The organism is Pigmentiphaga sp. NML080357 (assembly GCF_002188465.1).
In the GTDB taxonomy this organism is placed as follows: Bacteria; Pseudomonadota; Gammaproteobacteria; order Burkholderiales; family Burkholderiaceae_B; genus Pigmentiphaga.
In genome coordinates, this window is sequence record NZ_NINW01000026.1 from 1 (window position 1) to 24,263 (window position 24,263).

A 24,263-nucleotide genomic window follows, 5' to 3' on the forward strand; every position below is an offset into this window, starting at 1 on the left:
ACACTGTTGCGCGTCAAGGGCAACTGAGCAATGGGCAGGCACGACCCGCGACCGTAGCGTGCCTGTCCATCACGAGTTTCTTTGCGGTGCTTAGCGTACGATTTTTTCCGTTTTCTGAGACGACCCCATGGTCATGGGCGTGTACGCCGTGCTGCTCGCCTTGACGGTGGGCATCTCGACCATCGTGCCGGGCGGTTTCGTGCCCGCGCAGGACAAGCAGTACCTGGTCGCTTTCGCGCAACTGCCTAACGGGGCCTCGCTCGACCGCACCGAGGACGTGATCCGGCGCATGTCGGACATCGCGCTCAAGCAGCCCGGGGTGGAGAGCGCCATCGCCTTCCCAGGCCTGTCGATCAACGGTTTCACCAACAGCTCCAGCGCCGGGATCGTCTTCGTATCGCTCAAGGATTTCCACGAACGCAAGAGCAAGGACGTGTCGGCCGACGCCATTGCGAACGCGCTGAACCAGAAGTTCTCGGCCATCAAGGAATCGTTCATCGGCGTGTTCCCGCCGCCGCCCGTCATGGGGCTCGGGACGCTGGGCGGGTTCAAGCTGCAGATCGAGGACCGCGCCGCGCGGGGCTATGCCGAGCTGGACGCGGCCGCGCAGGCTTTCGTGGCCGCGGCGCAGAAGGCGCCCGAGCTCGGGCCGACGTTCAGCAGCTACCAGATCAACGTGCCGCAGCTCGACGTGCAGCTCGACCGGGTCAAGGCCAAGCAACTGGGCGTGGCGGTGACGGACGTGTTCGACACCATGCAGATCTATCTCGGGTCGCTGTATGTGAACGACTTCAATCGCTTCGGTCGGGTATACCAGGTGCGGGCGCAGGCCGACGCGCCGTTCCGCGCGCATCCGGACGACATCCTGGCGCTCAAGACCCGCAACGCCGCGGGCGAGATGGTGCCGCTGTCTTCGCTGGTGGACGTGCGTCCGACCTACGGGCCGGAAATGGTGGTTCGCTACAACGGCTATACCGCGGCGGACATCAACGGCGGGCCGGCTCCCGGCTACTCGTCGGACCAGGCCCAGGCCGCGGCCGAGCGCATCGCGGCGCAAGTGCTGCCGCGCGGCATGAAGCTGGAATGGACGGACCTGACCTACCAGCAGATCCTGGCCGGCAATGCCGGAGTGTGGGTGTTCCCCATCAGCGTGCTGCTGGTGTTTCTGGTGCTGGCCGCGCTGTACGAGAGCCTGACCCTGCCGCTGGCGGTCATCCTGATCGTGCCCATGAGCATCCTGGCCGCGCTCACCGGCGTCTGGCTGACCCGCGGGGACAACAACATCTTCACCCAGATCGGCCTCATGGTGCTGGTGGGTCTGGCGTCCAAGAACGCCATCCTGATCGTGGAGTTCGCGCGCGAACTCGAACTGCAGGGGCGATCGGTGGTCGAGGCGGCCATCGAGGCCAGCAGGCTGCGGCTGCGTCCGATCCTGATGACCTCCATCGCCTTCATCATGGGCGTGGTGCCGCTGGTCACCTCCACCGGCGCGGGCGCCGAAATGCGGCATGCCATGGGCGTCGCGGTTTTCTTCGGCATGCTCGGCGTGACGTTGTTCGGACTTTTCCTGACCCCGGTTTTCTACGTGCTGCTGCGCCTGGCCAGCGGGTCGCGCAAGCTGCACGCCGCCGCGCAGCACGAGGCGCCCATCGTGGCCCAGGCAGCGCAGGGGGAGCATTGATGAAACGAGAAATCAAGATGCAAAAGCAATCACGCGGACGTGCCGCCATCGCGACGCTGCTGGCGGCGATGGCGCTCGCCGGATGCGCGGTGGCGCCGGCCTACCAGCCGCCCAAGGCGGAGGTGCCGGCCGCCTTCAAGGAGGCAGCCGGCGGAAACTGGAAGGCGGCCCAGCCGGCCGAGGAAGCTCACCGCGGGCAGTGGTGGACGATCTTCCGGGACCCCGTGCTCGACGAGATGCAGGAACGGGCGGGACGCGCGAACCAGAATCTCAAGGCCGCCGCGGCGCGCCTCGTCCAGGCGCGGGCGCGCCTGCGGGAGGCTCGGGCCGATCTCTACCCCAGCGTGGATGGCGGCGTCGGCCCCACCCGCCAGCGGCCTTCCCCGGCCTCGCGCGGGCTGCCGGCCGATGCCTCGACGTCGCCCTCCACGCTGTGGCGCGCACAGGCAACCGTATCGTATGAGGTGGATCTCTTCGGCCGGGTCGCCGCCAGCGTGGATGCCGCCTCGGCGCAGGCCGAGCAGAGCGAGGCCCTGTTCCGCTCGGTCCAGCTCGCCTTGCAGGCGGATGTCGCGCAGGCGTACTTCCTGGTGCGCGAACTGGACGCGGGGCAGCAGCTCTACGAGGGCACGGTGGCGCTGCGCGAGCGCACCCTGTCGCTGATCCAGCGCCGCTACGACGAGGGCGACATCAGCGAGCTGGACCTGGCGCGCGCGCGCACGGAACTCGCCTCCGCGCGTTCCGAAGCGCTGGACATCGCCCGCCAGCGGGCGGCGGCCGAGCATGCGCTGGCCATCCTGCTGGGCGAGGCGCCGGCCAACTTCAGCCTTCCGCCTCGCCCGCTTGGCCGCCTGGCGGTATCGGTGCCGCCCGGACTGCCTTCCGGGCTGCTGGAGCGGCGGCCGGACATCGCCGCTGCCGAACGGGCGATGGCGGCGGCCAACGCCAGGGTAGGGCTGGCGCAGACCGCGTTCTTTCCCCGCCTGGAGCTGACGGGGGCGCTGGGCTACGAATCGGCGCAATTGGGCGACTTGTTCAACTGGTCCAGCCGGACGTTCATCTTCGGTCCGCTGGTCGGGACGATGCTCACGCTGCCCATCTTCGACGGCGGCCGGCGGGAAGCCGGATTGCAGGCCGCCCGCGCCGCCTATGAAGAGGAAGCCGCCAACTATCGCCAGACCGTGCTGAACGCGTTCAAGGAAGTGGAGGACAATCTCGCGAACCTGCGCATCCTCGGCGACCAGTACCAGGCGCAGGACCAGGCGGTGGAGTCGGCCGCCCGCGCCGCGCGGTTGTCGCAGATACAGTACCGGGAGGGATCCGTCAGCTACCTGGACGTGATCGACGCGGATCGCAGCGTCCTGCAGCAGCGGCGGGTGGCCACCCGACTGGATGGCGAGCTGGCGCGTTCCACCGTGAACCTGATCCGCGCGCTGGGCGGGGGATGGGATGGCTTCGTGGCCGAGCAGCCGCCCGCGGCCGCGCTGTTGCGCACCGGCCAGCCTTCGTAACAAGCCGTGGCGAGGGGGACGTGCATGCGGGCGATGCGGCGTTTGCTGTACAGAACGCTTACATAGTCGCCCCTCGCGGCTGCCGTGCGGCGACGCGGCGCGCCTACACTGGATCGGCGCACCGGCCTCGCGCGGCGGGGCTTCTTTGTGCGGAAGGAGTCAGGCATGAATACCAAGAGCAAGCATCGCGCCTCCAGGCTCGCCATGGCCGCCTTGGGCGCCATCCTGTTGTCATCGGCGCAGGCCGCCTCCGATGGGCAAGCGGCCTACCGCGAGGAAGTGGCCCGCTGCAATAGCGGCAAATCGGGGCAGGACCGCGCGACGTGCCTGCGCGAAGCGGGCGCGGCCCTGCAGGAGGCCCGGCGCGGCAATCTGCGGGGCGGCGACGCCTCGGGCTACGAGCGCAACCGGACCCAGCGCTGCAACGCCTTGCCGGAGGCCGACCGTCCCGCCTGCATCGCGCGGGCGGAAGGGCGGGGCACCGTGACCGGCAGCGTCGAAGGCGGCGGCGTGCTCCGGGAATACCGGGAAATCGTGACTCCCGCTCCGTCGTCGCCCGCCATGCCATCCGGCTCGCCCGGTCCGGCGACACCCGGTTCCGGCGGGGCGCCCGGCATGCGCTGACCGCCCGATGCAGGCCCCCCGGCACGCCGCCGGGGCGCGCTTGGCCGGACCGCGCGGCGGTGCTCCGGTGGAGCCGCGTTATAAAATGTAAAATACGTCGGCTTTGCATCAATTTCCGGGGGCCAGGTGCGCATAGCCATACTGGAAGACGATCCGGCGCATGCCAGGATCATAGAAAAGACGCTGCTCCAGGCGGGGCACGACTGCCACGTTTTCGACGATGGCAGAGTGATGTTGCGCGACCTCCACCGGCAGAGCTACGACATGTTCGTGCTCGACTGGCACGTGCCGCATGTCGAAGGCCCGGAAATCCTGGGATGGATTCGCCGCAACCTGCCCGCGCACCTGCCGGTGCTGTTCGTCACCAGCCGCGACGAGGAGCAGGACGTGGTCGACGGCCTGCAGGCCGGCGCCGACGACTACATGGCCAAGCCCATCCGGCCCTTCGAGCTGCAGGCCCGGATCGCCGCCCTGCTGCGGCGCGCCTACCCCGAGGCAGCGCGCCCCGCCCAGCCCGGATTCGGCGGCTATGCTTTCGACCTCCATCGCCGTGAAATCAAGCTCGACGGCAAAGTCGTCGAACTCAAGCCCAAGGAATACGAACTGGCCCTGTTCCTGTTCCGCAACCCGGGCCGGCTCCTGACGCACCAACATCTGCTCGAAGAACTCTGGGGCACCAGCGCCATCGACACGCGGACCGTCACCACCCACATGTCGCAGTTGCGCCGCAAGCTCGATCTGCGACCGCATAACGGCGTACGCCTCGTACCGGTATACGGTCTGGGCTACCGCTTCGAGGTATTGAGCGAGCCCCCGGCTCCCGACGCACCCACTAACGATCCGACATGAAACCGTTCCATCCCCTGGAGGCCGGCATCCGGTTCTCCACGTGGACGATCGCGGCCGCCTGCGCCTTGGGCGCGGCGCCTGCGATCGCCCAGCAAGCCGAACCGGTGCGCCATCTCGTGCGCCCCGGCGACACCCTCTACGACCTGGCGCAGGCCTACCTGGAAGACCCGGGGCAGTGGCTGGCGCTGGCCCGTGCCAACGGCAATCCCAATCCGTTTCGCCTGCGGCCGGGCTCGGTCATCCTCGTGCCCGACGAATTACTGCGCAAGAAACCCGGCGGGGCCCGGGTGGTGCACGTTTCGGGCGGCGTGCGCTACACGACCCGCGGCGGCGCCGCCGGCGCGCTGGAACCCGGCATGCGGCTGATAGACGGCGATCGCCTGGTCACCGACGGCGGCGGCTTCGCCACCCTGGAGATGGCCGACGGGTCCATCGTACGCGTGACCGGAGATTCCGAGCTGCGACTCGAGAGGCTCAGGTACAGCGTGACCAAGAAACGCAGCGATACGTCGCTGGCCCTCGACAAGGGGCGGGTGGAATCGCGCGTTGCGCCCCAGCGGCCTACCGGCAGCCGGTTCCGGGTCGATACGCCCCTGATGGCCGCCGGCGTGCGCGGCACCGAGTTCGGCGTCACGTTGCAAGAAGGCGGGGCGGCCACCAGCGACGTCCTGCACGGCGAAGTCGAGCTGAAGGTGCGCAGCTCCGGCGCTACCGCCCTGGCGGCGGCCGGAACCGGCGGCGCGGTGGCGGCAGGCGCACGGGTTCCCGCGCTGTCGCCGCTGCTGCCCGCGCCCGATCTGACCGGCGTGCGCACGCTGCAGCAGCGTCCGGTCGTCGACCTGGCCTTCGCGCCGCTGGACGGCGCCGTGGCCTATCGCGCCTTCATCTGGCCAGCCGATGCCGCCGAACGGGTCGCCGGCAACGTCGTGGTGCCGCAGCCGCGGGTGCGCTTCGCCGGGCTGGAAGACGGCGACTACGTGGTCCGGATCAGCGCGGTCGACGGCCAGGGGATAGAAGGGCGGCAGGCGACATGGCCGATCAAGCTCAAGGCTCGGCCGGAGCCGCCGGTGACGCTCGCGCCGGCGGACGGCGGGACCGTGGAACAGGCGGAGGCGGTGCTCAGATGGACCCAGGCGGAAGGGGTCATAGGCTATCGCCTGCAACTGGCCCGCGATGAGGCGTTCACCGACCTGATCCTCGACGAATCCATGCAGACCGATGCCGCGCGAGCGGTGGGCGGGTTGTCGTCGGGTACGTATTACTGGCGCGTGGGCAGCATCGCGCGCGGCAAGGACGGCAATCCGGACGCCGGCCCCTTCGGCGATGCGCGCCGTTTCATGGTGCGGCTGCCCGTGGGGACCAGCGTGACGATGGACCAGGATGGCGACAATGCGACCTTGCGCTGGGATGGCGAGCCGGGCCAGCGGTATCTGGTCCAGATCGCGCGCGATGCCGGGTTTGCCGAGCCCGTCCTGCAAAGCCGGACCGGGCAGCGGCAATGGACGCTCGAAGGACTGCCGGCGGGCGACTATTTCCTGCGCATACAGGCCACGGACAGCGACGGCTTCGTGCGCGACTTCACCCGCCCGCAACGCTTCCGCATCAGCCGCTTCGTGCGCAGCGGAGCCGGCGCCCTGCGCACGGGCGACGGCCAGGAAGTCCGGCTCCAGTAGCGCATGGACAGCCTCCGGCCTCGTCCGCTGGTCCGGGGCATCGCGGTTGCCGCGGGCTTGTGCCTGGCGGCGCTGCTCGCCTGGCAGAACGGGCTGGGGCGCCTGGATGCCGCGTTGTATGACGCGTTCAGCAGGCTCGCCGTGCCGGAGCCGAGCCCGGACATCGTCCTGGTGGCGATCGACGAGCGCAGCCTGGCGCAAGTGGGGCGCTGGCCGTGGAGCCGGGACCAGCAGATCGATCTGATTGAGCGCATCGCCGCGCAGTCGCCGGCCGCGGTCGGGCTCGACCTGCTGCTGTCCGAACCGTCCACGGACCCCACGGTCGACCAGCGGCTTGCGGAGGCGCTACGCCGCAGCGGCAATGTCGTGCTGCCGGTATTCACCGCCCAGATCGGGACCAACCAGGTGCAGGCCATGCTGCCGGTGGCGCCGCTGGCGGCAGCCGCCCGGCAGCTCGGGCATGTCTCGATAGAGCCCGATGCCGACGGCGTGGTGCGCAGCGTCTACCTGCGCGAGGGGACCGAGGACAGGCAATGGGAACACTTCGCGCTGGCGCTGTTGCGCACTGCCGGCGCCCGCGTGCCGGATCCGCTGCCGGGCAACCGGGCTCCGCGCGCCGCGGGCGCTACGGGCGGCCGCTGGTGGCGCGACAACTGGGTGCACATCGCCTATGCCGGGCCCGCCGGCACCTACCGCACGATCTCCGCCGCCGACGTGCTGGCGGGCCGGCTGCCCGACGAGGCCCTCAGCGGGCACATCGTACTGGTCGGCTCGACGGCCACCGGCCTGGGCGACATCTATCCGACGCCGCTGTCGGGACGCCACCGGTTCACGCCCGGCGTCGAGATTTCCGCCAACGTCATCGACAATCTCGCCTCCGGCACCGGGCGCGTGATCGTGTCGCCATGGGTCGGTGTCGCGCTGACCTTGCTCCTGGTGGCGGCCGTTCTGCCTGCGCTGTGGCTGCTTGCGCCGGCCTGGGCACTGGCCGCATCGGCGGCCGGCGTCGTGGCCGCGATCGCGGCGAGCCTGGCGCTGTTGCTGGGGCGGGAGGTGTGGTTCCCCCCGGGCGCCGCAGTGCTGTCGATCGCCGCGTGCTACCTGGCGTGGAACTGGCGCCGCCTGGAACATGCCGCCGCCTACCTCGTCGACGAACTGGGGCGCCTGCGCCGCCATGGCGCGGTGCCGGCAGACGGTGCGCCGGCGCGTTCGGGCGACCTGATCGACCGCCGCATCCGGGACCTGGCCCAGGCCACCGGGCGCCTGCTCGACGTGCAGGCTTTCATGTCTTCGGTCATCGAGAGCCTGCCCGACGCGGCCCTGGCGATAGGCGAAGACGGCCGCGTGCTGTTGTCCAATCGCGCTGCCTTGCGGCACTTCGGCGAGGCGGCCGCCAAGGGCGCGGAAATGTCGCGCCTGCTCGCCGGGTTTGCCTTGGTCGCGGGCGGCGCGTTGGACTGGCCGGCGCAGACCGAGCCCGGCCGGTCCATGGAGTGCCGCGACGCCGCGGGCCGGGCCTTCCTGTTCGAATATGCGCAGTGCGCCGGGCTGGGCGAGGCCGACACGGCCTGGATCGTGACGCTGGTGGACATCACGCCGCTGCGCGAGGCCGAACGCAAGCGCGACCAGGCCTTGCGCTTCCTGTCCCATGACATCCGCTCGCCGCAAGGCGCCATCCTTGCATTGCTGGACCTGCATCGGGCCGATCCGGAGGAACTGCCGCAGGAGGAATTGCTCGCGCGCATTCGCCGCTACGTGCTTCGAACCCAGTCCTTGGCAGAATCCTTCGTCGAACTGGCGAAACTGGCCACGGCGCCTGTGAAAGAAGAGAGGCTGGACGGCGCGGACGTGCTGCTCGATGCGGCCGACGAATGCTGGACCCTCGCGCAGGCAAAGGACATCGAGTTGGCCACCGAGGTGCCGCCGGAAGGGGCGCCGATATCCGGCGATCGTTCCTTGCTGGCCCGCGCGCTGATCAACCTGGTCGGCAACGCGATCAAGTTCAGTCCCGCGGGCAGCCGCGTGGATTGCCGCCTGGTTCCCAGGGACGGCGAGTGGTGCCTGGCAGTCAGGGACCGCGGGCCCGGCATTGCGCCGGCCGACCAGGCCCGCCTGTTCCAGGAATTCTCGCGCGTCGGCGCCGGCGCGGATGGCGCACCCGGCTTCGGCCTGGGACTGGCTTTCGCCAAGGCGGTGGCCGAGCGGCACGGCGGCCGCATCGAATGCGAAAGCGAAGTGGGGCAGGGCAGCGAGTTCCGCATTCTCCTGCCCGCGGCCAGGGCGTGAGGCGGCTTCGCGCAACGCAAACAATCGTGAACGCGCCCGCGGACGTTGCCGCGAACAAGCGTAGACTTGCGCGGCACTCTAGGCATCAGTGGTACGCATGGCGGAACGGATTCTGGCGATACTCATCCTGTGCGTGGCCATTGCCGCGCCGTTCTCGCTCGTCTGGATCATGGCCCGGGACCTCTGCATGGACCTGAGCGTGGTGTATCCGCCGCATGCGGCCGGCAAGCGCTGCGCGCCGGAACTCGGCGAGTGGTATGATCCGGCCGGATACTCCAGATTACTGTCGTAAGCGTTAACGTCATTCAACGCGTTGGAAGTCGCGCAAGGCCCGGCCGGGCCGATGCGCGTCGCTTATCGACGCTCAATGATGAACAACGCCTCTCCTGTCATTTCTTCCCCTTCCTCCCATCAATCGGCCCTACGCCTGCTGCCGCTGGTCGCGATCGTCTTCACCGGCTTTCTGGCGGTCGGCCTGCCGCTGCCCGCGTTGCCGCTGCATGTCAACGGGGTGCTCGGATTCAGTCCACTGGTAGTAGGCTGGATCATCGGCTTGCAGCCGCTCACGACCATACTGACCCGCAAGTTCGCCGGCTCCTATGTCGACCGGCATGGCCCGCGCCGGGCGGTGCTGGCGGGCCTGCCGATGGCGGCCGGTGCCGGCCTGCTCTATGTCGTGTCGGCAATGGTTCCGCATCCCGGGCTGTCGCTGGCGGTGCTGGTGGTCGGCCGTATCCTCATGGGGCCGGCCGAGAGCCTGTTCCTGACCGGCACCATGACCTGGGGCATCGGCCGGGTCGGCCCCCAGCGTACCGGCCTGGTGATGTCCTGGCAGGGCATCGCCATGTTCGCGGCGCTGGGCCTGGGCGCGCCCCTGGGCGTCGCGATCATGCAGCGCATGGATTTCTTCGCCGTTGGCTTGGCCACCATCGCCTTCCCGCTGGCCGGGCTCGCCATCGCATCGCGCGTGCCGCCCGTCCCGGTGCTGGGCGGGGCGAGAAAGCAAGTCCCCTTCCTGCAGGTCATCGGCCTGATCTGGAGGCAGGGCGCGGCGCTGTCGCTGGCATCCGCGCCCTTCGCGGTGCTGACCGCCTTCGTGGTGCTGTATTTCGCCAGCCGCGGCTGGGAAGGCGCCGGCCTGGCGCTGACAGGGTTTGCGGCCGGCTACATCCTGGTGCGCCTGTTTTTCGGCAAGCTGCCCGATCAACTGGGCGGACGCAAGGTCGCGGCCGTCTCGTTGGTGATCGAGGCGCTGGGGCAATTCCTGCTCTGGATGGCGCCCAGTCCCGCCTTCGCGCTTGCCGGCGCGACGCTGACCGGTATCGGCTTTTCGCTGGTGTTTCCTTCCATGGGCGTGGAAGCCATGCGCCGCGTGCCGCCGGAGAGCCGTGGCGTGGCGGTGGGCGGTTTCCTGGCCTTCGTGGACGTCACCGCGGGAGTGACGGGGCCGCTGGCGGGGCTGCTGATCGGCGCTTTTGGCTATCGCGCCGCCTTCCTGGCCGGCCTGGCCGCCTGCGTCATCTCGGCTGCCTTCATCGCGTTCGGCATGGGCAAGGAAGTGCGGCGGGGCGGGTGAACCCGCTCCGCTTGCTGGATCGCGCCCTGCGCCGCGGCCGGCGCGGACAGAGCGCGGTTCGGTTACTGCAGGACCCGCGTGACCTCGTAGACCGCCGTCGTGCCGCTGACCTCGTGGCCGACGATCAGCAGGGGCTGGCCCGTCGGCGACTTGGTGGCCGGCACGAACTTCAGCCCCTCGGGGCCCAGGTCGCCCATCTTGGCGAGGTTGTCGGCCGACGGGTCTTCCTCCCAATTGGCGCGCGTATTGAAGTAGTCCATGAACACCGGGGCCTTCGGATCCGTGATGTCATACACCATGACGCCGCCCATGCGCTCCAGTCCGATGAAGGCGAAGGTTTTCTCCCCCATGACGCCGATTTCCACGCCTTCGGGCTCAGGCCCCTTGGCATCGCTGCGGCTGTCGAAGCCTTTTCCTTCGTCGTGGCCGGAGTTGAAGTAGGTGGCGCAGGGAATGTCGCGGTTCGGGCCGACCTTGCAGTCGGCGCTGGCAAGCAGTCGTTCGAACTGCGCACCTGAATCCCACACCAGCTTGCCGTCCTGGTCCCAGATCGAGAACGAGCGGCCGCCGTAGGCGTACAAGTGGTCGTACATGATGCGGTCGCCCGCGGGGTCCTCGGCGCCCTGGGCGTTGAATTTCACCGGCTTGCCGGTCGCGTCCTGGCGATAGCCCAGGGTCCAGGAGATCTGCAGGCGGCCGAGAACGTCGTCATCGCGGCATGCGCCGGGATTGCCGGCGGTGGCGCCGCAATAAGCGAAGGTCTCGGGGTTCAGCAGCGCGCCAGCGGCCAGGGCGTCCAGTTGAGGCGGCAGGTCGTCGCCGCGGCGGCGGGCGAAGCCGCTGGCGTGGACCAGATGCTTGACGCGGAATTCCTCGACGAACCCTTTGGTCGCGTCGCCTGCCCAGTAGGCATCGGTGTCTTCTCCCCAGGCCCTGGCGTCGCCTTCGTTGGCGGTGACGAGGTAGGTCTTGCCTCCGGCGGCGTAGGCGGCGATGGCGTCGGGCAAGTACATCCCGCGCACGCCAGGATAGGTGCGGATGTTCAATTTCGCCGGCTCATCGCTGGCATCCAGCGCATTGGCCTCCAGCCCATGATCCTTGTAGCCCAGCGGCAGGATGTCCGTGACGGTGGCCTTGGCCACGTCGATACGCGCCAGCGCATTGTTTTCCTGCAGCGTCGCCCAGGCCGTCTTGCCGTCGGCCGACACAGCGATGTATTCGGGTTCGAAATCCTGGGCCGCGCTCGCCTTGGGACCGTAGATGCGCACGCCCTTGGCGCGCAGCTCCGCCTCCTTGCCGTTCCAGGCGGTGAAGCCGGCGACCTTGGCCGAGGGCGACGCGGGGTTCGAGACGTCGATGATGCTGATCGAGCCTACCGGGTCGGTCTGGTAGTCGTCGCTGGGTTCGCCTTCGTTGGCCACCAGCAGGGTCTTGCCGTCGGGCGTGAACGTCAGCATGTCGGGCAGGGCGCCCACGCCGACCTTGCCCAGCAGGGCGAGGGTGTCGGCCTTGTAGAGCGCGGCAAACCCGGGATCGGTCTTGTCGGCCGCCTGGATGGCGACGGCGACGAGGCCATCGTGCACCGCGACGCTGTTGATCTGGCCGCCGGTGACGATGGTCGATGCGTCGATGGTGCCGATGCGCTTGGGGTTGGAGGGATCGTTCATGTCCAGCACGTCCACGACGCCGTTGAGCGCGTTGACGATGAATCCGCGCTTGCTGGCCGCGTCGAAGGCAGGGATCTCGGCGGCGCTGACATTGAACTCGCCCGCCGAATAGCGGCCCAGCATCTTCAGGCTGATGCTCTTGGGCGTGGGCTCGGCGACCGGGGGCTCGGTCACGGGCGGCGTGGTGGACACGGCATCGTCGCCGCTGTCGCTCAGGCAGGCGGCCAGGGGCAGGACGACGGCGAGCGCGCACAGGCTGTGTGCGAGGAGCTTCATGCGCGGGAGCTTGGTGGCGGGAGTCATCGTTCGGTCGGGTGGGTTGGACAAGCCCGCGATGATGACGAGGTAACATGACAGTCATATGTAAGAAACCGAAGGCTTCTTGCGCCGCCTGACCGCCTTCTGGGGTTTGCGCGGGCGGCGGGGTAGAATGCGCCGGTTCCTCCTTCGATACCTATGTCCGAATCTCCCGATGCCATCCTGATGCGCCGAGCGCTGGCGCTGGCCGAACAGGCCTGGCGAGACGGCGAAGTGCCGGTGGGCGCGGTGGTGTGCGATGCGTCGGGCCAGGTCATAGGCGAGGGCGCCAACCGCCCGATAGGCAGCCACGATCCCACGGCCCATGCCGAGATCCAGGCCCTGCGCGAGGCCTGCCGCCAGGCTGGCAACTATCGCCTGCCTGGCGCCACGCTCTATGTCACGCTCGAACCCTGCGCCATGTGCATGGGCGCCATGCTGCATGCGCGCCTGGCGCGCGTCGTGTACGGCGCGTCCGATCCCAAGACCGGCGCCTGCGGCGGCGTGCTCGATCTGCCGGCGATCGCCGTGCTGAACCACCAGACGCGGGTCGAGGGCGGCGTACTGGCGGACGAATGCGGCGAGCTGCTCAGGGCGTTCTTTCGCCACAAGCGCGAGGCCGCCCGCGGCGGCTCCGCCTCCTCCCTTCCTTCCGAGCAAGCATGAATCGACGCCGTTCCACCCGCGCCGTGCCGCCGGCCCACGCCGCCGGCCCCGTCCACGACCATGTACACGATCAGCGCCACGCGCACCACGGGCACGAACACGGCCTGCCTGCGCTGGGACGCAGGCCCGGCATCTACCTGGTGTCGCCCTCGGGTGCGGTACCCGAGCCCGAGAGGATCGACCATGCGCGCGCCAACCTCAAAGCGCTGGGTTTTCAAGCGGTGCTGGATCGCGGCGCGATGCTGCGACGGCAGCGCTTTGCCGGCACCGACGAACAGCGCCTGGCGGCGCTGGCCCGTGCCGCCGCCCAGAAACACCCCATCGTCATGGCCACGCGCGGCGGCTATGGGCTGTCCCGGCTGCTGCCGCGCATCGACTGGACAGCCATGGCCGACAGCGGCAAGCGCTTCGTCGGCCACAGCGATTTCACCTTTTTCCAGCTGGCCTTGCTGGCCAAGACCGGGGCGGTCAGCTATGCCGGCCCCATGGCGGCCTTCGACTTCGGCGGCAAGCGCGTGGATGACCTGACCGCGGCCCTGTTCGCCGAGACCTTGCGGGGCGAGCTGGAGATCCTGAGCTTCGAGTCGGAGCAGGCCGACGCCGTGGACTGCCGCGGCGTCCTGTGGGGCGGAAACCTGGCCGTGCTGGTGTCGCTGCTGGGCACGCCGTACTTCCCGCGCACCCGAGGCATCCTGTTCCTGGAAGACGTGAACGAGCATCCCTACCGGGTCGAGCGCATGCTGGTGCAACTGGCCCAGGCAGGCGTGCTGGGCAGGCAGAAGGCCATCGTGCTGGGCAGCTTTACCGACTACAAGCTCACGCCGCACGATGACGGCTACGACCTGTCGTCCGTGATCGAATGGCTGCGGCGCGAGACCGGCGTGCCCGTCGTGCCCGGGCTGCCGTTCGGGCACGTCAAGACCAAGGCCACCCTGCCGGTGGGGGCCCGCGTCGGACTGGCCACCGAGGGCGGCATGGCCTATCTGGTCCTGGCCGAGCACGACCACTCGCACTGAGGCCGACGCCGGCCATCCGGCAAGACGCCGTCGCCAGTGCTAAGGACGGTCGCCCGGGCCGCGGCCAGGCGGCTGCGGCTTTTCCGCGTCGTAGTCGCGTTCGTCGTCGATGTCGTCCGTGGTGAAGCGGGGCGCCTGCGGGCCGATGCCTGGCGGCTCGTCGCGCGTGGGGACGGCCTTGCCGGCCCGGCGGTGGCGGTACAGTGCCGCGCGCGCCAGCATGAGCGTGGTGGCGGGCACCGTCAGGGTCAGGAAGACGGCAATGAGGATTTCGTGCAGGGCCGGTCCTTCCTCGGCCATGGTGAAGTAGAGCATCGAGGCCAGCAGGATGAACACCATGCCCATGGTGGCGCCCAGGGTCGGGCCGTGCATGCGCTGATAGAAGCTGTGGAAACGCCACAGGCCCAGGCAGCCCACCAGGGTCAGCAGCCCGCCGGTCACCAGCAGCAGCGAGACCAGGACGTCGGCCCAGATCGGAAGCACCAGTTCTCCCGTCATTCGATGACCTCCCCGCGCAGCAGGAACTTGGCCAGCGCAACAGAGCTGACGAAGCCGAGCAGCGCGATGGTGACGGCCGCCTCGAAGTACTCGGTGCTGCCGAAACGTATGCCCAGCACCAGCAGCATGAGCATGGCGCAGATGTACATGGTGTCCAGCGCCAGCACGCGGTCCTGCGCCGCGGGGCCTTTCAGCAGGCGCAGCGTGGCCAGCAGCATTCCGGCGGCGATGCACAGCAGCGCGAACAGGCTGGCCCATCCGAGCAGGCTCGTCATTCGAAAATCTCCATCAAGGGTTGCTCGTAGCGGGTCTTGATCGTATCGATCCAGTATTGCTCGTCGTTCAGGTCCAGTACGTGGATGATCAGCGAGCTGCTGTCGTCGGTCAGCTCCACGCAGACCGTGCCGGGAATCGCCGTCAGGATAATGGCCAGCGTCGTCAGTCCGTGCGGATCGCGCAGGGCGAGCGGCAGCCGGATGAAGCCGGAGTTGTCGCGCCGCTGCCTGGATCCCAGGATGATGCGGGCCACGTCGATATTGGACTTGATGCTGTCCAGCACGACGATGCCGAAGAGCCGCAGCGCCGTGCCGGGCCGGCGCAAACGCGCGCGCACGGGCCGCAGCGACCCGGTCCACAGCGGCACCGCGATGGCCAGCACGGCGCCCAGGAGCAGGTGGCCGGGCGACAGCGTCTGGTTGAGGAGCAGCCACATCGCCAGCAGGAACAGCGAGGTCAGCGGCCAGGGCAGGATGCGTTTGATCATGGCGTGACGTCTCCACGATGGTCGACCTGGCGGGCCGACATGATGCCGCGCACGTACTCCGCGGGGTGATGCAGCGCGCGCGCCGCATCGTTGAAATAGCGCATCGCCGGCTGGGCCTGGACCATGAGGACGATACCGAGCACGAGCATGGCGGCGATCGGGAAGACCTCGATGACGCGCAGCCGCGGCGGCATGCGGCCCGACGGCACCCAGAACGCGCGTATGCCGATGCGGGTGAGCGATACGACGGTAGTCAGGCCGGACACGATGAGCAGCGCGAGCAGCACCCAGGCCAGCACGGGCTCGGGATTGCCGATCTCCGGCGTCAGGCCTTCGGGGTTGAGAATGGTGGTCAGCAAGGCGAACTTGGCCACGAAGCCCGACAGCGGCGGCAGCCCCGACAACACCAGCGCGCAGGCGATGAAGGCCAGGCCCAGAAAGGCCATGGCCGCCGGAATGGCCACGCCGACGTCGGTGGTGTTCATGTCCTCTTCCGGGTCGACGCTGCGGTCCAGGCCAAACGCCTCGAGCGTGACCGCGAGCAGGTCTGCGCCGAAGGTCCGGCTGCGCTCCATCAGTTCCTGCAGCAGGAAGAAGGCGCCCAGCGCCAGGGTCGAGCTGACCAGGTAGAACAACGCGGCGGCCGTGACGCTGTCGCGCCCGAAGCCGATGGCCGAGAGCAGGGTGCCGGACGAGATGATGACGGCGAACCCCGCCAGGCGCCCCGTGTTCTGGGATGCCAGCATGCCGAGCGTGCCGAAGGTGAGCGTCGCCAGGCCGATGTAGAGCACCCAGGGCTGCACCAGCCCGCTCGATGCGCCGGCATCGGCGCCGAACAGCAGCAGCGAGAGCCGCAGGATGATGTACACCCCGACCTTGGTCATGATGGAGAACAGCGCCGCCGCGGGCGGACTGGCCGCCGCGTAGGAGGGCGGCAGCCAGAAGTTGAGCGGCCAGGCGCCCGCCTTGATCAGGAAGGCCACGCCCAGGATGGCGGCGCCGGCTTCCATCAGCATGCGGTCGGACCCGGCCACCTGGCCGATGCGCACCGCCACGTCGGCCATGTTGAGCGAACCGGTGATGCCGTAGATCAGCGCCACGCCGATCAGGAACAGCGACGATCCGGCCAGGTTCACGGCGATGTAGTGCAGCCCGGTCTTGACGCGCTGCGGTCCCGAGCCGTGCAGCAGCAGCCCGTAGGAGGCCGCCAGCAGGATCTCGAAGAACACGAACAGGTTGAACAGGTCTGCCGTCAGGAAGGCGCCGTTCAGGCCCATGAGCTGGAGCTGGAACAGCGGGTGGAAGTGCACCCCGGCGCGGTGCCAGCGCGCCAGCGAATACAGCAGCGAGCACAGCGCCATGGTGGCGGTGAGCACCAGCATCAAGGCCGAGAGCCGGTCCAGCGCCAGCGCGATGCCGAAAGGCGCGGGCCAGTTCGCAGGCAGGTAGACCGCCACCTGGACCTGGCCGCCATCGGCCTGGCGCAGCAAGGCGATGGCGACCGCCAGCAGGGCCAGCGTGGCCAGCACGTTGACGCCGGCCTTCAGCGTCGCGCGGCCTTCCCCCAGCAGCAGCATGAGGCCGCCCACCACCATGGGCAGGACGATGGGAACGATCATGAGATGGTCGTGCCACGACAGCATCATTCACCCTCCCGGCCGTCGACGTGGTCGGTGCCGCTCAGGCCGCGCGAGGCGAGCAGGACGACGAGGAAGAGCGCGGTCATGGCGAAGCCGATGACGATGGCGGTCAGGACCAGCGCCTGGGGCAGCGGGTCGGCGTACTCGGCGATCTCGCTGGCCCGGCTCGCCCGCAGGATGGGGATCTGGTCGACGGACAGCCGTCCCATGGAGAAGATGAAGAGGTTCACGGCGTAGGACAGCAGCGAGATGCCCATGATGACCTGGAAGGTCCGGGGCCGCAGCAGCAGCCAGATGCCCGATCCGCCCAGGACGCCGATGGCGATGGCGATGATCAATTCCATCCGGCGCCTCCCCTGGGAAGCTCGCCTTCGGCTTGCTGGATGACGCGGTGGCTGCGTATGGACTGGTGGGCCAGTGCGGTGAGTATCAGCATGGTGGCTCCGACGACCAGGCAGAACACGCCCAGGTCGAAAAGAAAGGCGCTGGGCAGGTGGATCTCGCCGATCAGCGGCGCATGCAGGTGCGCGCCGTGCGAGGTCAGGAAGGGGTAGCCGAACAGCCAGGCGCCCATGCCGGTCAGCACCGCGAACAAGAGGCCCAGGCCTATCCAGCGCTGGGGATGGAGCCGCATCTTGGATTCGACCCAGGCCGTGCCGCCCACCATGTATTGCAGGATGAAGGCTACCGACAGCGTCAGCCCGGCCACGAAGCCGCCGCCGGGCAGGTTGTGCCCGCGCAGGAACAGGAAGGCGGCGAACAGCGCGATGATGGGCAGGGAGAGGCGGATGATGACCGACGGCATCAGCATGTAGCCGACCGCCGGATCGTCGCCCGCGCGCGCCGCGGCGTCGGTCTTGCCCTGGTCGATCTGCTGGTGGGGCAGCGGGATGCTTTCCGGGGCCGGGCGGAAGCGCCGCAGCAGCGCGTACACCGTCAGCGCGACGATGCCCAGCACGGTAATCTCGCCCAGGGTGTCGAAGCCGCGGAAATCGACCAGCAGCACGTTGACGACGTTGGTGCCGCCCCCCTCGGTCAGCGCGCGTTCCAGAAAGTAGTTCGAGATGGTGTCCGGATAGGGGCGCGTCAGCACCGCATAGGCCAGCAGCGCCATGCCGGCGCCGCCCGCCACGGCGATCGTCAGGTCGCGCACCCGGTGCATCCATGCCCTGGCCGGCACGCGTATGCCCAGTTCGGCGGGCTCCTTGCGGCGCGGCAGCCAGCGCAGGCCAAGCAGCAGCAGGATGGTGGTGACCACTTCGACCAGCAACTGGGTCAGCGCCAGGTCGGGGGCCGAGAACCAGACGAAGGTGATGCAGGTGACCAGTCCCGCCCCGCCCATCATGATGAGCGAAGCCAGCCGGTGGTACTTGGCCTGGTAGGCCGTACCCACCGCGCAGGCGATGCCGATGAGCCACAGGATGGCGAACGCCGGGTCGATGGCCGAGGACTGCGCCGCGGGCAGCAGGACCGGCCGCCCGTAGAGGGTGAGGGCGGAGACCAGGATGGCGAAGGCCACGATGCCGAGCAGCTGCGGCTGCAGGCCGCGCGCGCCCAGGCTGTTGGTGAGCCGGTCCGCCAGCCAGGTGACGAAGCTCATGAAGCGCTCGAACGCCCGCTTGCCGTTGAGCTTGTAGAACAGCGGCAAGCGCTCGACCGTGCTCAGCCGCAGCGTCTTCTGCAGAATCATGTAGAGGGCGGTTCCGCCGAGCAGCGCCACCAGGCTCATCACCAGGGGCAGGTTGAAGCCGTGCCATATCGCCAGGCTGTAGCTGGGCACGTCGTCGCCCAGTATGGCCCGCACCGCGGAGGCCAGGAAGGGCGCGATGGTGTAGCCGGGAACCACGCCCACGGCCAGGCACAGGAAGGCCAGGACCTCGGCCGGGAAACGCATCCAGCGCGGCGCCTCGTGCGGCGTGCGCGGCAGGTCGTGCGGCGGCGGGCCGAAGAACACGTCGTGCAGGAAACGCCAGGAATAGGCCACGCTGAAGGCGCCGGCCACGGTGGCGGCGATGGGCAGCGCGTGGCTCATGCCCACGGCGTTGCCCACCACGACGGCCTCGGTGAAGAACATTTCCTTGGAAATGAAGCCGTTGAGCAGCGGCACTCCGGCCATGGCCGCGCCGGCCACCATGGCCAGCGTCGCGGTAATGGGCATGACCCGCGCCAGCCCGCTCAGGCGCCGGATGTCGCGCGTGCCGCATTCGTGGTCGATGATGCCGGCCGCCATGAACAGCGAGGCCTTGAAGGTCGCGTGGTTCATGATGTGGAAGACCGCGGCCACCAGCGCGAGCGGGCTGCCCAGCCCCAGCAGCAGCGTGATCAGGCCGAGGTGGCTGACGGTGGAATAGGCGAGCAGGCCCTTCAGGTCTTGCTGGAAAATGGCGGTGTACGCCCCCAGCAGCAGCGTGCAGAGTCCCGCGCCGCCGATGATCCAGAACCATTCCTCGGTGCCGGCCAGCACCGGCCAGAGCCGGGCGAGCAGGAACACGCCGGCCTTGACCATGGTGGCCGAGTGCAGGTAGGCCGACACCGGCGTGGGGGCTGCCATGGCGTGCGGCAGCCAGAAGTGGAATGGAAACTGTGCGCTCTTGGTGAGCGCGCCGAGGGCGATGAGCACCAGCGCGACGCTATAGACCGGATGCGTGCGGATCAGGTCGCCGGAGGCGAGGATCGTTTCCAGGTCGTAGCTGCCGACGATGTGCCCCAGGAGGATGATGCCGGCGAACAGGCACAGGCCGCCGGCCGCCGTCACGGTCAGCGCCATGCGCGCCCCGCGCCGGGCGTCGGGGCGGTGGTGCCAGTAGCCGATCAGCAGGAAGGAGACCAGACTGGTCAGTTCCCAGAACAGCGCCAGCTGGATCAGGTTCCCCGACAGCACGACTCCCAGCATGGAGCCCATGAAGGCGAGAAAGAAGGAAAAAAAACGCGGCACCGGGTCTTCCGGCGACATGTAGTAGCGCGCATAGAGCACGACCAGGAGGCCGATGCCACTGACCATCAGGACGAATATCCATGCCAATCCGTCCATGCGCAGCACGAAGTCCAGCCCCAGGGACGACAGCCAGGGGATCTCGTAGCGGACGACCTTGCCATAGGAGACTTCGGGATAGAGCAGGGCGGCCTGTACTGTTCCCGCCAATGCGACCAAACCGGCAAGCCAGGCTTCGCGGTTTCGCGCATTGGCGGGCAGCAAGGCCGCCAATACACTGCCGGCGAAAGGGAGCGCTAGAAGAATCAGCAGCGACATAAGGGGCGGTCACTCTCTCTTATTGATATAGGTATGAACAGGGGTAACGCTAAGCGAGCAAAAGAATGGTAACAAACCGATGGCCGAGTTCCGGGCCGCGGCTGGGCCTGCCGAGTACCTGGCCCCGATTGTGTAAATGCCCGGGTCAACCCCAATAATGCCTGTTACACTAACAGGTTGATCTTTGCGCTTTGCCGCGCGTTGCGCCCAGCGCTTTCTTTCGTTCCTTGCGAGTCTTTTGCCGTCGTGATCTCCACCGCCAACCTCACCATCCAGTTCGGTCCCAAACCCCTCTTCGAGAACGTGTCGGTCAAGTTCGGCGAGGGCAACCGCTATGGTCTGATCGGTGCGAACGGCAGCGGCAAGTCCACCCTGATGAAGATCATCGGCGGCGACCTCGAGCCGTCGGCCGGCAACGTCTCGCTCGAGCCCAACACCCGCTTGGGCAAGCTGCGCCAGGATCAGTTCGCCTACGAGGACATGCGCGTGCTGGACGTGGTGCTGATGGGCCATGCGGAAATGTGGCAGGCCATGAGCGAACGCGACGCCATCTACGCCAATCCCGACGCCACCGACGAAGATTACATGCGCGCGGCGGACCTGGAGGCCAAGTTCGCCGAGTACGACGGCTACACCGCCGAGGCCCGCGCCGGCGAGCTGCTGCTGGGGCTGGAGATCCCGGTCGAGCAGCACCAGCTGCCGATGCGCGAGATCGCCCCCGGGTGGAAGCTGCGGGTGCTGCTGGCGCAGGCGCTGTTCTCGAATCCCGACGTGCTGCTGCTGGACGAGCCAACCAACAACCTGGACATCAATACGATCCGCTGGCTGGAGACGGTGCTGAACCAGTACCAGTCGACCATGATCATCATCAGCCACGATCGCCATTTCCTGAACCAGGTCTGCACCCACATGGCCGACCTCGACTACGGCGAGGTGCGGATCTATCCGGGCAACTACGACGACTACATGCTCGCATCCGCGCAGGCGCGCGAGCGGCTGCTCAGCTCCAATGCCAAGGCCAAGGAGCGTATCACCGAGCTGCAGGACTTCGTGCGGCGCTTCTCGGCCAACAAGTCCAAGGCGCGGCAGGCCACCTCACGTCTCAAGCAGATCGACAAGCTCAAGGCGGATACCGTCGAGGTCAAGCCTTCCTCGCGCCAGAACCCCTACATCCGCTTCGAACTGGCCAAGGTGATGCACCGCCAGGCAGTGGAGATCGAGGGCATTTCCAAGGCCTACGACAGACTCGTCATCCCGAACTACTCGGCCATGGTCGAGGCCGGCGAGAAAATCGCCATCATCGGCGCCAACGGCGTGGGCAAGACCACGCTGCTGCGGATGCTGGCGGGCGACCTCGCGCCCGACCGCGGCACGATCAAGTGGTCCGAGAACGCCAACCTGGGCTACATGGCCCAGGATGTCTCCGACAACTTCCAGAGCGACGAGAACGTGTTCGACTGGATGGGCCAATGGCGCCAGCCGGGGGACGACGACCAGGCGATCCGCTCGGTGCTCGGCCGCCTGCTGTTTTCCAGCGACGACATCGGCAAGGCCGTCCGGGTATTGTCCGGCGGCGAGAAAAACCGCATGATGTTCGGCAAGCTCATGCTGAGCAAGCACAACGTGCTGCTGCTGGACGAGCCGACCAACCACCTCGACATGGAATCCATCGAATCGCTGCAGCTGGCGCTCGAGAAGTTCCAGGGCACGCTGTTTTTCGTCTCGCACGACCGCGAGTTCGTATCCGGGTTGGCCAGCCGCATCATCGAAATCCTGCCCGACGGCCAGCTCATCGACTACAAGGGCAGCTACGACGAATACCTGGCGTCGCGCGGCATCGAGAACTGATCCGCGAGGCGGCACGAAGATTGCTTTGTCTGCTTCGAGACCGGTGGGCCTTCTCCCGCTGCAAGGAAGAAAAGACGATGCCGATATCTTTGCCTATCGCCATGATCGCCGTGCCGGCCGCCCTTTCCGGCCGGCCTGCGGGACAGGTGGCCATGCCGCAATGCGGTGCGGTCCGCGGACGTCCGCCCAGGATGAGGGCAGGCCATCCACGTCATCGAGACGCGGCCTGACCCATGCGGATCAAGGTCCTGCTCTTCGGTTCCCCGGGGCATGGCAGTTTCAACCTGTGCGGCCTGGCCGGCGTGGAAGCGGCCCGCCGCGCGGGGCAGCAGGTCGAGTTGATCTGGATCGAATCTGCCGGGCCGGCGATCCGTGCCGCGCGCCTGATCGACATCTGCCATCGGGGCGCGGATCTCATCATCGCCTATGGCAGCTCGGGTGATTATCCGGTCGCCATGGCAGCCGAGCGCTTCCCCCATATCCATTTTGTGGTTGTGCAAGGCACGCATGTGTCCGAGAACACGGCGGTCTACGGCGTGCGGCAGGAGCAGTCGGCGTTCCTGGCCGGGGTGCTGGCGGCGGCCGAGACCCGCACCGGCGGCCTGGGGCATCTGGCGGGGGTCAAGAGCGACGCCGCCCTGCGCGCCCGCGCGGCCTATGTGGACGGCGTCACGCGCCAGGCGCCCGGCATGGGCATGATGACTTCGTTCTGCGGTAGCGCCGACGACGCGGAGCTTGCCTTCGATACGTGCGAGGCCATGGCCAAGCGCGGCGTGGACATCGTCTTCGCAGCCATCGAGGGCGGCCGCCCTGGCGCGGTGCGGGCATGCCAGAAGTTCCGGCTGCGGCAGATCGGCGCCATTCTGGACTGGACCGAGACCGATCCCAGGCTCTTCCTGGGATCGGCCATCTCGGACAGCGGGCGCTGTATCGCGGCGGCCATCAAGGATTACGCCAGCGGGGATGTCCGTTTCGGCACGAGCACCTTCTTCGGGGTGGAGCGCCCCGAATATGTCAGGGTGGCGCTGAGTCCGACCGTGGGGCAACCGGCACGGCAGGCCATCGACGAATGGAGCCAGGCCCTGGCGCGAGGCGAAGTCGTCTTGAGCGAGGACTACACCGGCCGCGAGTTCGAGCTGAGCGGCCTCTTGAGCCGGCTCTAGCCGTGCCGCCAGCCTAGGCCGCGCGCGGCTTGACCCGGGACGATGCCCGCTTCGCCTTGGCGCGCGCCTCGTCCACGCTGCCGGCGGTAGCCAGCGCCACGCCCATGCGGCGCTTGACGAAGGATTCCGGCTTGCCGAAAAGACGAAGGTCGGTGCCCGGCTCGGCCAGGGCCTGGGCAACGCCTTCGAACACCACCGCGCCGGCCTCGATGCCGCCGTAGATCACGCTGCTGGCGCCGGGCTGGCGCAGCGCGGTATCGACCGGCAGGCCCAGGAACGCCCGCGCATGCAATTCGAATTCGTTCTGCGCTTGTGTGATCATCGTCACCATGCCCGTATCGTGCGGCCGGGGGCTGACTTCGGAAAACCAGACCTCGTCCCCCGCCACGAAAAGTTCGACGCCGAATATGCCGTAGCCGCCCAGTTCGCCGGTAACCTTGCGCGCAATCTCGTGGGCTCGTTCCAGCGCCTTGGGAGCCATGGGGTGGGGCTGCCAGCTTTCGACGTAGTCGCCATCCACCTGTACGTGCCCGATGGGTTCGCAGAAGTCGGTGCGGTCCCGCCCGTCGGCGCCGCGCGAGCGCACGGTCAGCAGCGTGATCTCGTAGTCGAAGCGCACGAAGCCTTCGACGATGATGCGGCCGGCGCCGACGCGGCCGCCTTCTTGTGCGTAGCGCCAGGCGCGCTCTACGTCCTGCGGGCCATCGAGCCTGGATTGCCCCTTGCCGGAGGAGGACATGACGGGCTTGACGATGCACGGGTAGCCGATGTGTTCATCGATGGCGGCGCGCAGCTCATCCAGGGTCGAGGCGAAGCGATAGGGCGAGGTCGGCAGGCCCAGGGTCTCCGCCGCCAGTCGCCGTATGCCCTCGCGATTCATGGTCAACTGCGCGGCGCGGGCCGTGGGCGTGACGCGCGCCACGCCGGCCGCCTCGAGCTCCACCAGCAGATCGGTGGCGATGGCTTCGATTTCCGGCACGATGATGTGAGGTTTTTCCGCCTCGATCACTGCCTTGAGCGCATCCCGGTCCGTCATGGCCACCGTGCGGGACCGGTGGGCGACCTGTTGCCCGGGCGCGTCGGCATAGCGGTCGACGGCGACGACCTCGACGCCCAGGCGCTGCAAGGCCACGATGACTTCCTTGCCGAGTTCGCCGGCGCCCAGCAGCATGACGCGTGTGGCGGCGGGGGTGAGAGGGGTGCCCAGGGGAAGGAAGGGGGAGGCGGTCATCGCATTCAGTCAAAAGGTGTCCCC

At 68.3% G+C, this 24,263-nt stretch carries 19 protein-coding genes and 1 pseudogene; 12 read left to right on the top strand and 8 right to left on the bottom strand.

Annotated features, from left to right (window positions below):
- Positions 1 to 133 precede the first annotated feature (133 nt).
- The 8 genes and pseudogenes from CDO44_RS10125 to CDO44_RS10160 form a co-directional block, all read left to right on the top strand.
- Positions 134 to 1,681: pseudogene (locus tag CDO44_RS10125) on the top strand (efflux RND transporter permease subunit); the annotation flags it as partial.
- A 17-nt stretch (positions 1,682 to 1,698) separates the two neighbouring features.
- Complete coding sequence (locus CDO44_RS10130; RefSeq protein WP_233146118.1) at positions 1,699 to 3,192, top strand: efflux transporter outer membrane subunit; 1,494 nt, start codon at positions 1,699 to 1,701, stop codon at positions 3,190 to 3,192.
- Positions 3,193 to 3,357: 165 nt separating this feature from the next.
- Positions 3,358 to 3,816 carry a hypothetical protein gene (locus tag CDO44_RS10135; protein ID WP_087780123.1) on the top strand — a complete coding sequence of 153 codons (459 nt, stop codon included), beginning with the start codon at positions 3,358 to 3,360 and terminating at the stop codon, positions 3,814 to 3,816.
- Between the two features lie 126 nt (positions 3,817 to 3,942).
- A complete protein-coding gene (locus CDO44_RS10140) occupies positions 3,943 to 4,665 on the top strand; it encodes a response regulator transcription factor (protein WP_087780124.1) in 723 nt (240 codons plus the stop codon).
- Complete coding sequence (locus CDO44_RS10145; RefSeq protein ID WP_087780125.1) at positions 4,662 to 6,338, top strand: FecR domain-containing protein; 1,677 nt, start codon at positions 4,662 to 4,664, stop codon at positions 6,336 to 6,338. The genes CDO44_RS10140 and CDO44_RS10145 overlap by 4 nt, the downstream gene beginning before the upstream one ends.
- Before the next feature lie 3 nt (positions 6,339 to 6,341).
- Entirely contained in the window at positions 6,342 to 8,624 is a 2,283-nt protein-coding gene (locus CDO44_RS10150) for a CHASE2 domain-containing protein (protein WP_087780126.1), read from the top strand.
- A gap of 97 nt (positions 8,625 to 8,721) precedes the next feature.
- Positions 8,722 to 8,916 (top strand): hypothetical protein, encoded by a 195-nt coding sequence (locus CDO44_RS10155; protein WP_087780127.1) that lies wholly within the window; start codon positions 8,722 to 8,724, stop codon positions 8,914 to 8,916.
- Positions 8,917 to 8,991: 75 nt separating this feature from the next.
- On the top strand, positions 8,992 to 10,200 hold the full coding sequence (locus CDO44_RS10160; RefSeq protein WP_233146119.1) for an MFS transporter: 1,209 nt from the start codon (positions 8,992 to 8,994) through the stop codon (positions 10,198 to 10,200).
- A gap of 62 nt (positions 10,201 to 10,262) precedes the next feature.
- Here the strand turns inward: CDO44_RS10160 and CDO44_RS10165 are convergent, their stop codons facing one another.
- Complete coding sequence (locus tag CDO44_RS10165; RefSeq protein WP_233146120.1) at positions 10,263 to 12,143, bottom strand: choice-of-anchor I family protein; 1,881 nt, start codon at positions 12,141 to 12,143, stop codon at positions 10,263 to 10,265.
- A 180-nt stretch (positions 12,144 to 12,323) separates the two neighbouring features.
- Here CDO44_RS10165 and tadA point away from each other — a divergent pair, with 180 nt between their 5' ends.
- Both tadA and CDO44_RS10175 read left to right on the top strand, forming a co-directional pair.
- Positions 12,324 to 12,830, top strand: a complete 507-nt coding sequence (gene tadA, locus CDO44_RS10170) for a tRNA adenosine(34) deaminase TadA (RefSeq protein ID WP_087780129.1) — start codon at positions 12,324 to 12,326, stop codon at positions 12,828 to 12,830.
- The gene (locus CDO44_RS10175; RefSeq protein ID WP_087780130.1) at positions 12,827 to 13,846 is read left to right on the top strand and encodes an LD-carboxypeptidase; all 1,020 of its coding nucleotides are present in this window, start codon (positions 12,827 to 12,829) and stop codon (positions 13,844 to 13,846) included. The genes tadA and CDO44_RS10175 overlap by 4 nt, the downstream gene beginning before the upstream one ends.
- Positions 13,847 to 13,885: 39 nt before the next feature.
- Here the strand turns inward: CDO44_RS10175 and mnhG are convergent, their stop codons facing one another.
- The 6 genes from mnhG to CDO44_RS10205 are packed head-to-tail and all read right to left on the bottom strand — an operon-like array spanning position 13,886 to position 19,997.
- On the bottom strand, positions 13,886 to 14,344 hold the full coding sequence (gene mnhG / locus CDO44_RS10180; protein ID WP_087780131.1) for a monovalent cation/H(+) antiporter subunit G: 459 nt from the start codon (positions 14,342 to 14,344) through the stop codon (positions 13,886 to 13,888).
- Complete coding sequence (locus tag CDO44_RS10185) at positions 14,341 to 14,619, bottom strand: K+/H+ antiporter subunit F (protein ID WP_087780132.1); 279 nt, start codon at positions 14,617 to 14,619, stop codon at positions 14,341 to 14,343. Before CDO44_RS10185 ends, mnhG begins: the two co-directional genes overlap by 4 nt.
- Positions 14,616 to 15,107 carry a Na+/H+ antiporter subunit E gene (locus CDO44_RS10190; protein ID WP_198951338.1) on the bottom strand — a complete coding sequence of 164 codons (492 nt, stop codon included), beginning with the start codon at positions 15,105 to 15,107 and terminating at the stop codon, positions 14,616 to 14,618. Before CDO44_RS10190 ends, CDO44_RS10185 begins: the two co-directional genes overlap by 4 nt.
- Complete coding sequence (locus tag CDO44_RS10195; RefSeq protein ID WP_233146121.1) at positions 15,104 to 16,753, bottom strand: monovalent cation/H+ antiporter subunit D; 1,650 nt, start codon at positions 16,751 to 16,753, stop codon at positions 15,104 to 15,106. The genes CDO44_RS10190 and CDO44_RS10195 overlap by 4 nt, the downstream gene beginning before the upstream one ends.
- Entirely contained in the window at positions 16,750 to 17,091 is a 342-nt protein-coding gene (locus CDO44_RS10200) for a Na+/H+ antiporter subunit C (RefSeq protein ID WP_087780133.1), read from the bottom strand. Before CDO44_RS10200 ends, CDO44_RS10195 begins: the two co-directional genes overlap by 4 nt.
- Positions 17,082 to 19,997: a monovalent cation/H+ antiporter subunit A gene (locus CDO44_RS10205; RefSeq protein ID WP_087780134.1), complete on the bottom strand. Its 2,916-nt coding sequence runs from the start codon at positions 19,995 to 19,997 to the stop codon at positions 17,082 to 17,084. Before CDO44_RS10205 ends, CDO44_RS10200 begins: the two co-directional genes overlap by 10 nt.
- Positions 19,998 to 20,243: 246 nt before the next feature.
- Here CDO44_RS10205 and CDO44_RS10210 point away from each other — a divergent pair, with 246 nt between their 5' ends.
- Positions 20,244 to 21,845, top strand: coding sequence for an ABC-F family ATPase (locus tag CDO44_RS10210; protein WP_087780135.1), 1,602 nt, complete (start codon positions 20,244 to 20,246; stop codon positions 21,843 to 21,845).
- Positions 21,846 to 22,078: 233 nt separating this feature from the next.
- On the top strand, positions 22,079 to 23,008 hold the full coding sequence (locus tag CDO44_RS10215; RefSeq protein ID WP_087780136.1) for a BMP family protein: 930 nt from the start codon (positions 22,079 to 22,081) through the stop codon (positions 23,006 to 23,008).
- 13 nt (positions 23,009 to 23,021) lie between these two features.
- On the opposite strand, the gene purT is transcribed toward CDO44_RS10215, so the two are convergent.
- Positions 23,022 to 24,239, bottom strand: coding sequence for a formate-dependent phosphoribosylglycinamide formyltransferase (purT, locus tag CDO44_RS10220; protein ID WP_087780137.1), 1,218 nt, complete (start codon positions 24,237 to 24,239; stop codon positions 23,022 to 23,024).
- Positions 24,240 to 24,263 lie beyond the last annotated feature (24 nt).

Coding starts and splice junctions, on each gene's coding strand:
- CDO44_RS10130 (WP_233146118.1), top strand. CDS start 1,699: ATGCAAAAGCAATCACGCGGACGTGCCGCCATCGCGACGCTGCTGGCG.
- CDO44_RS10135 (WP_087780123.1), top strand. CDS start 3,358: ATGAATACCAAGAGCAAGCATCGCGCCTCCAGGCTCGCCATGGCCGCC.
- CDO44_RS10145 (WP_087780125.1), top strand. CDS start 4,662: ATGAAACCGTTCCATCCCCTGGAGGCCGGCATCCGGTTCTCCACGTGG.
- CDO44_RS10150 (WP_087780126.1), top strand. CDS start 6,342: ATGGACAGCCTCCGGCCTCGTCCGCTGGTCCGGGGCATCGCGGTTGCC.
- CDO44_RS10155 (WP_087780127.1), top strand. CDS start 8,722: ATGGCGGAACGGATTCTGGCGATACTCATCCTGTGCGTGGCCATTGCC.
- CDO44_RS10160 (WP_233146119.1), top strand. CDS start 8,992: ATGATGAACAACGCCTCTCCTGTCATTTCTTCCCCTTCCTCCCATCAA.
- CDO44_RS10165 (WP_233146120.1), bottom strand. CDS start 12,143: ATGAAGCTCCTCGCACACAGCCTGTGCGCGCTCGCCGTCGTCCTGCCC.
- tadA (WP_087780129.1), top strand. CDS start 12,324: ATGTCCGAATCTCCCGATGCCATCCTGATGCGCCGAGCGCTGGCGCTG.
- CDO44_RS10175 (WP_087780130.1), top strand. CDS start 12,827: ATGAATCGACGCCGTTCCACCCGCGCCGTGCCGCCGGCCCACGCCGCC.
- mnhG (WP_087780131.1), bottom strand. CDS start 14,344: ATGACGGGAGAACTGGTGCTTCCGATCTGGGCCGACGTCCTGGTCTCG.
- CDO44_RS10185 (WP_087780132.1), bottom strand. CDS start 14,619: ATGACGAGCCTGCTCGGATGGGCCAGCCTGTTCGCGCTGCTGTGCATC.
- CDO44_RS10190 (WP_198951338.1), bottom strand. CDS start 15,107: ATGATCAAACGCATCCTGCCCTGGCCGCTGACCTCGCTGTTCCTGCTG.
- CDO44_RS10195 (WP_233146121.1), bottom strand. CDS start 16,753: ATGATGCTGTCGTGGCACGACCATCTCATGATCGTTCCCATCGTCCTG.
- CDO44_RS10200 (WP_087780133.1), bottom strand. CDS start 17,091: ATGGAATTGATCATCGCCATCGCCATCGGCGTCCTGGGCGGATCGGGC.
- CDO44_RS10205 (WP_087780134.1), bottom strand. CDS start 19,997: ATGTCGCTGCTGATTCTTCTAGCGCTCCCTTTCGCCGGCAGTGTATTG.
- CDO44_RS10215 (WP_087780136.1), top strand. CDS start 22,079: ATGCGGATCAAGGTCCTGCTCTTCGGTTCCCCGGGGCATGGCAGTTTC.
- purT (WP_087780137.1), bottom strand. CDS start 24,239: ATGACCGCCTCCCCCTTCCTTCCCCTGGGCACCCCTCTCACCCCCGCC.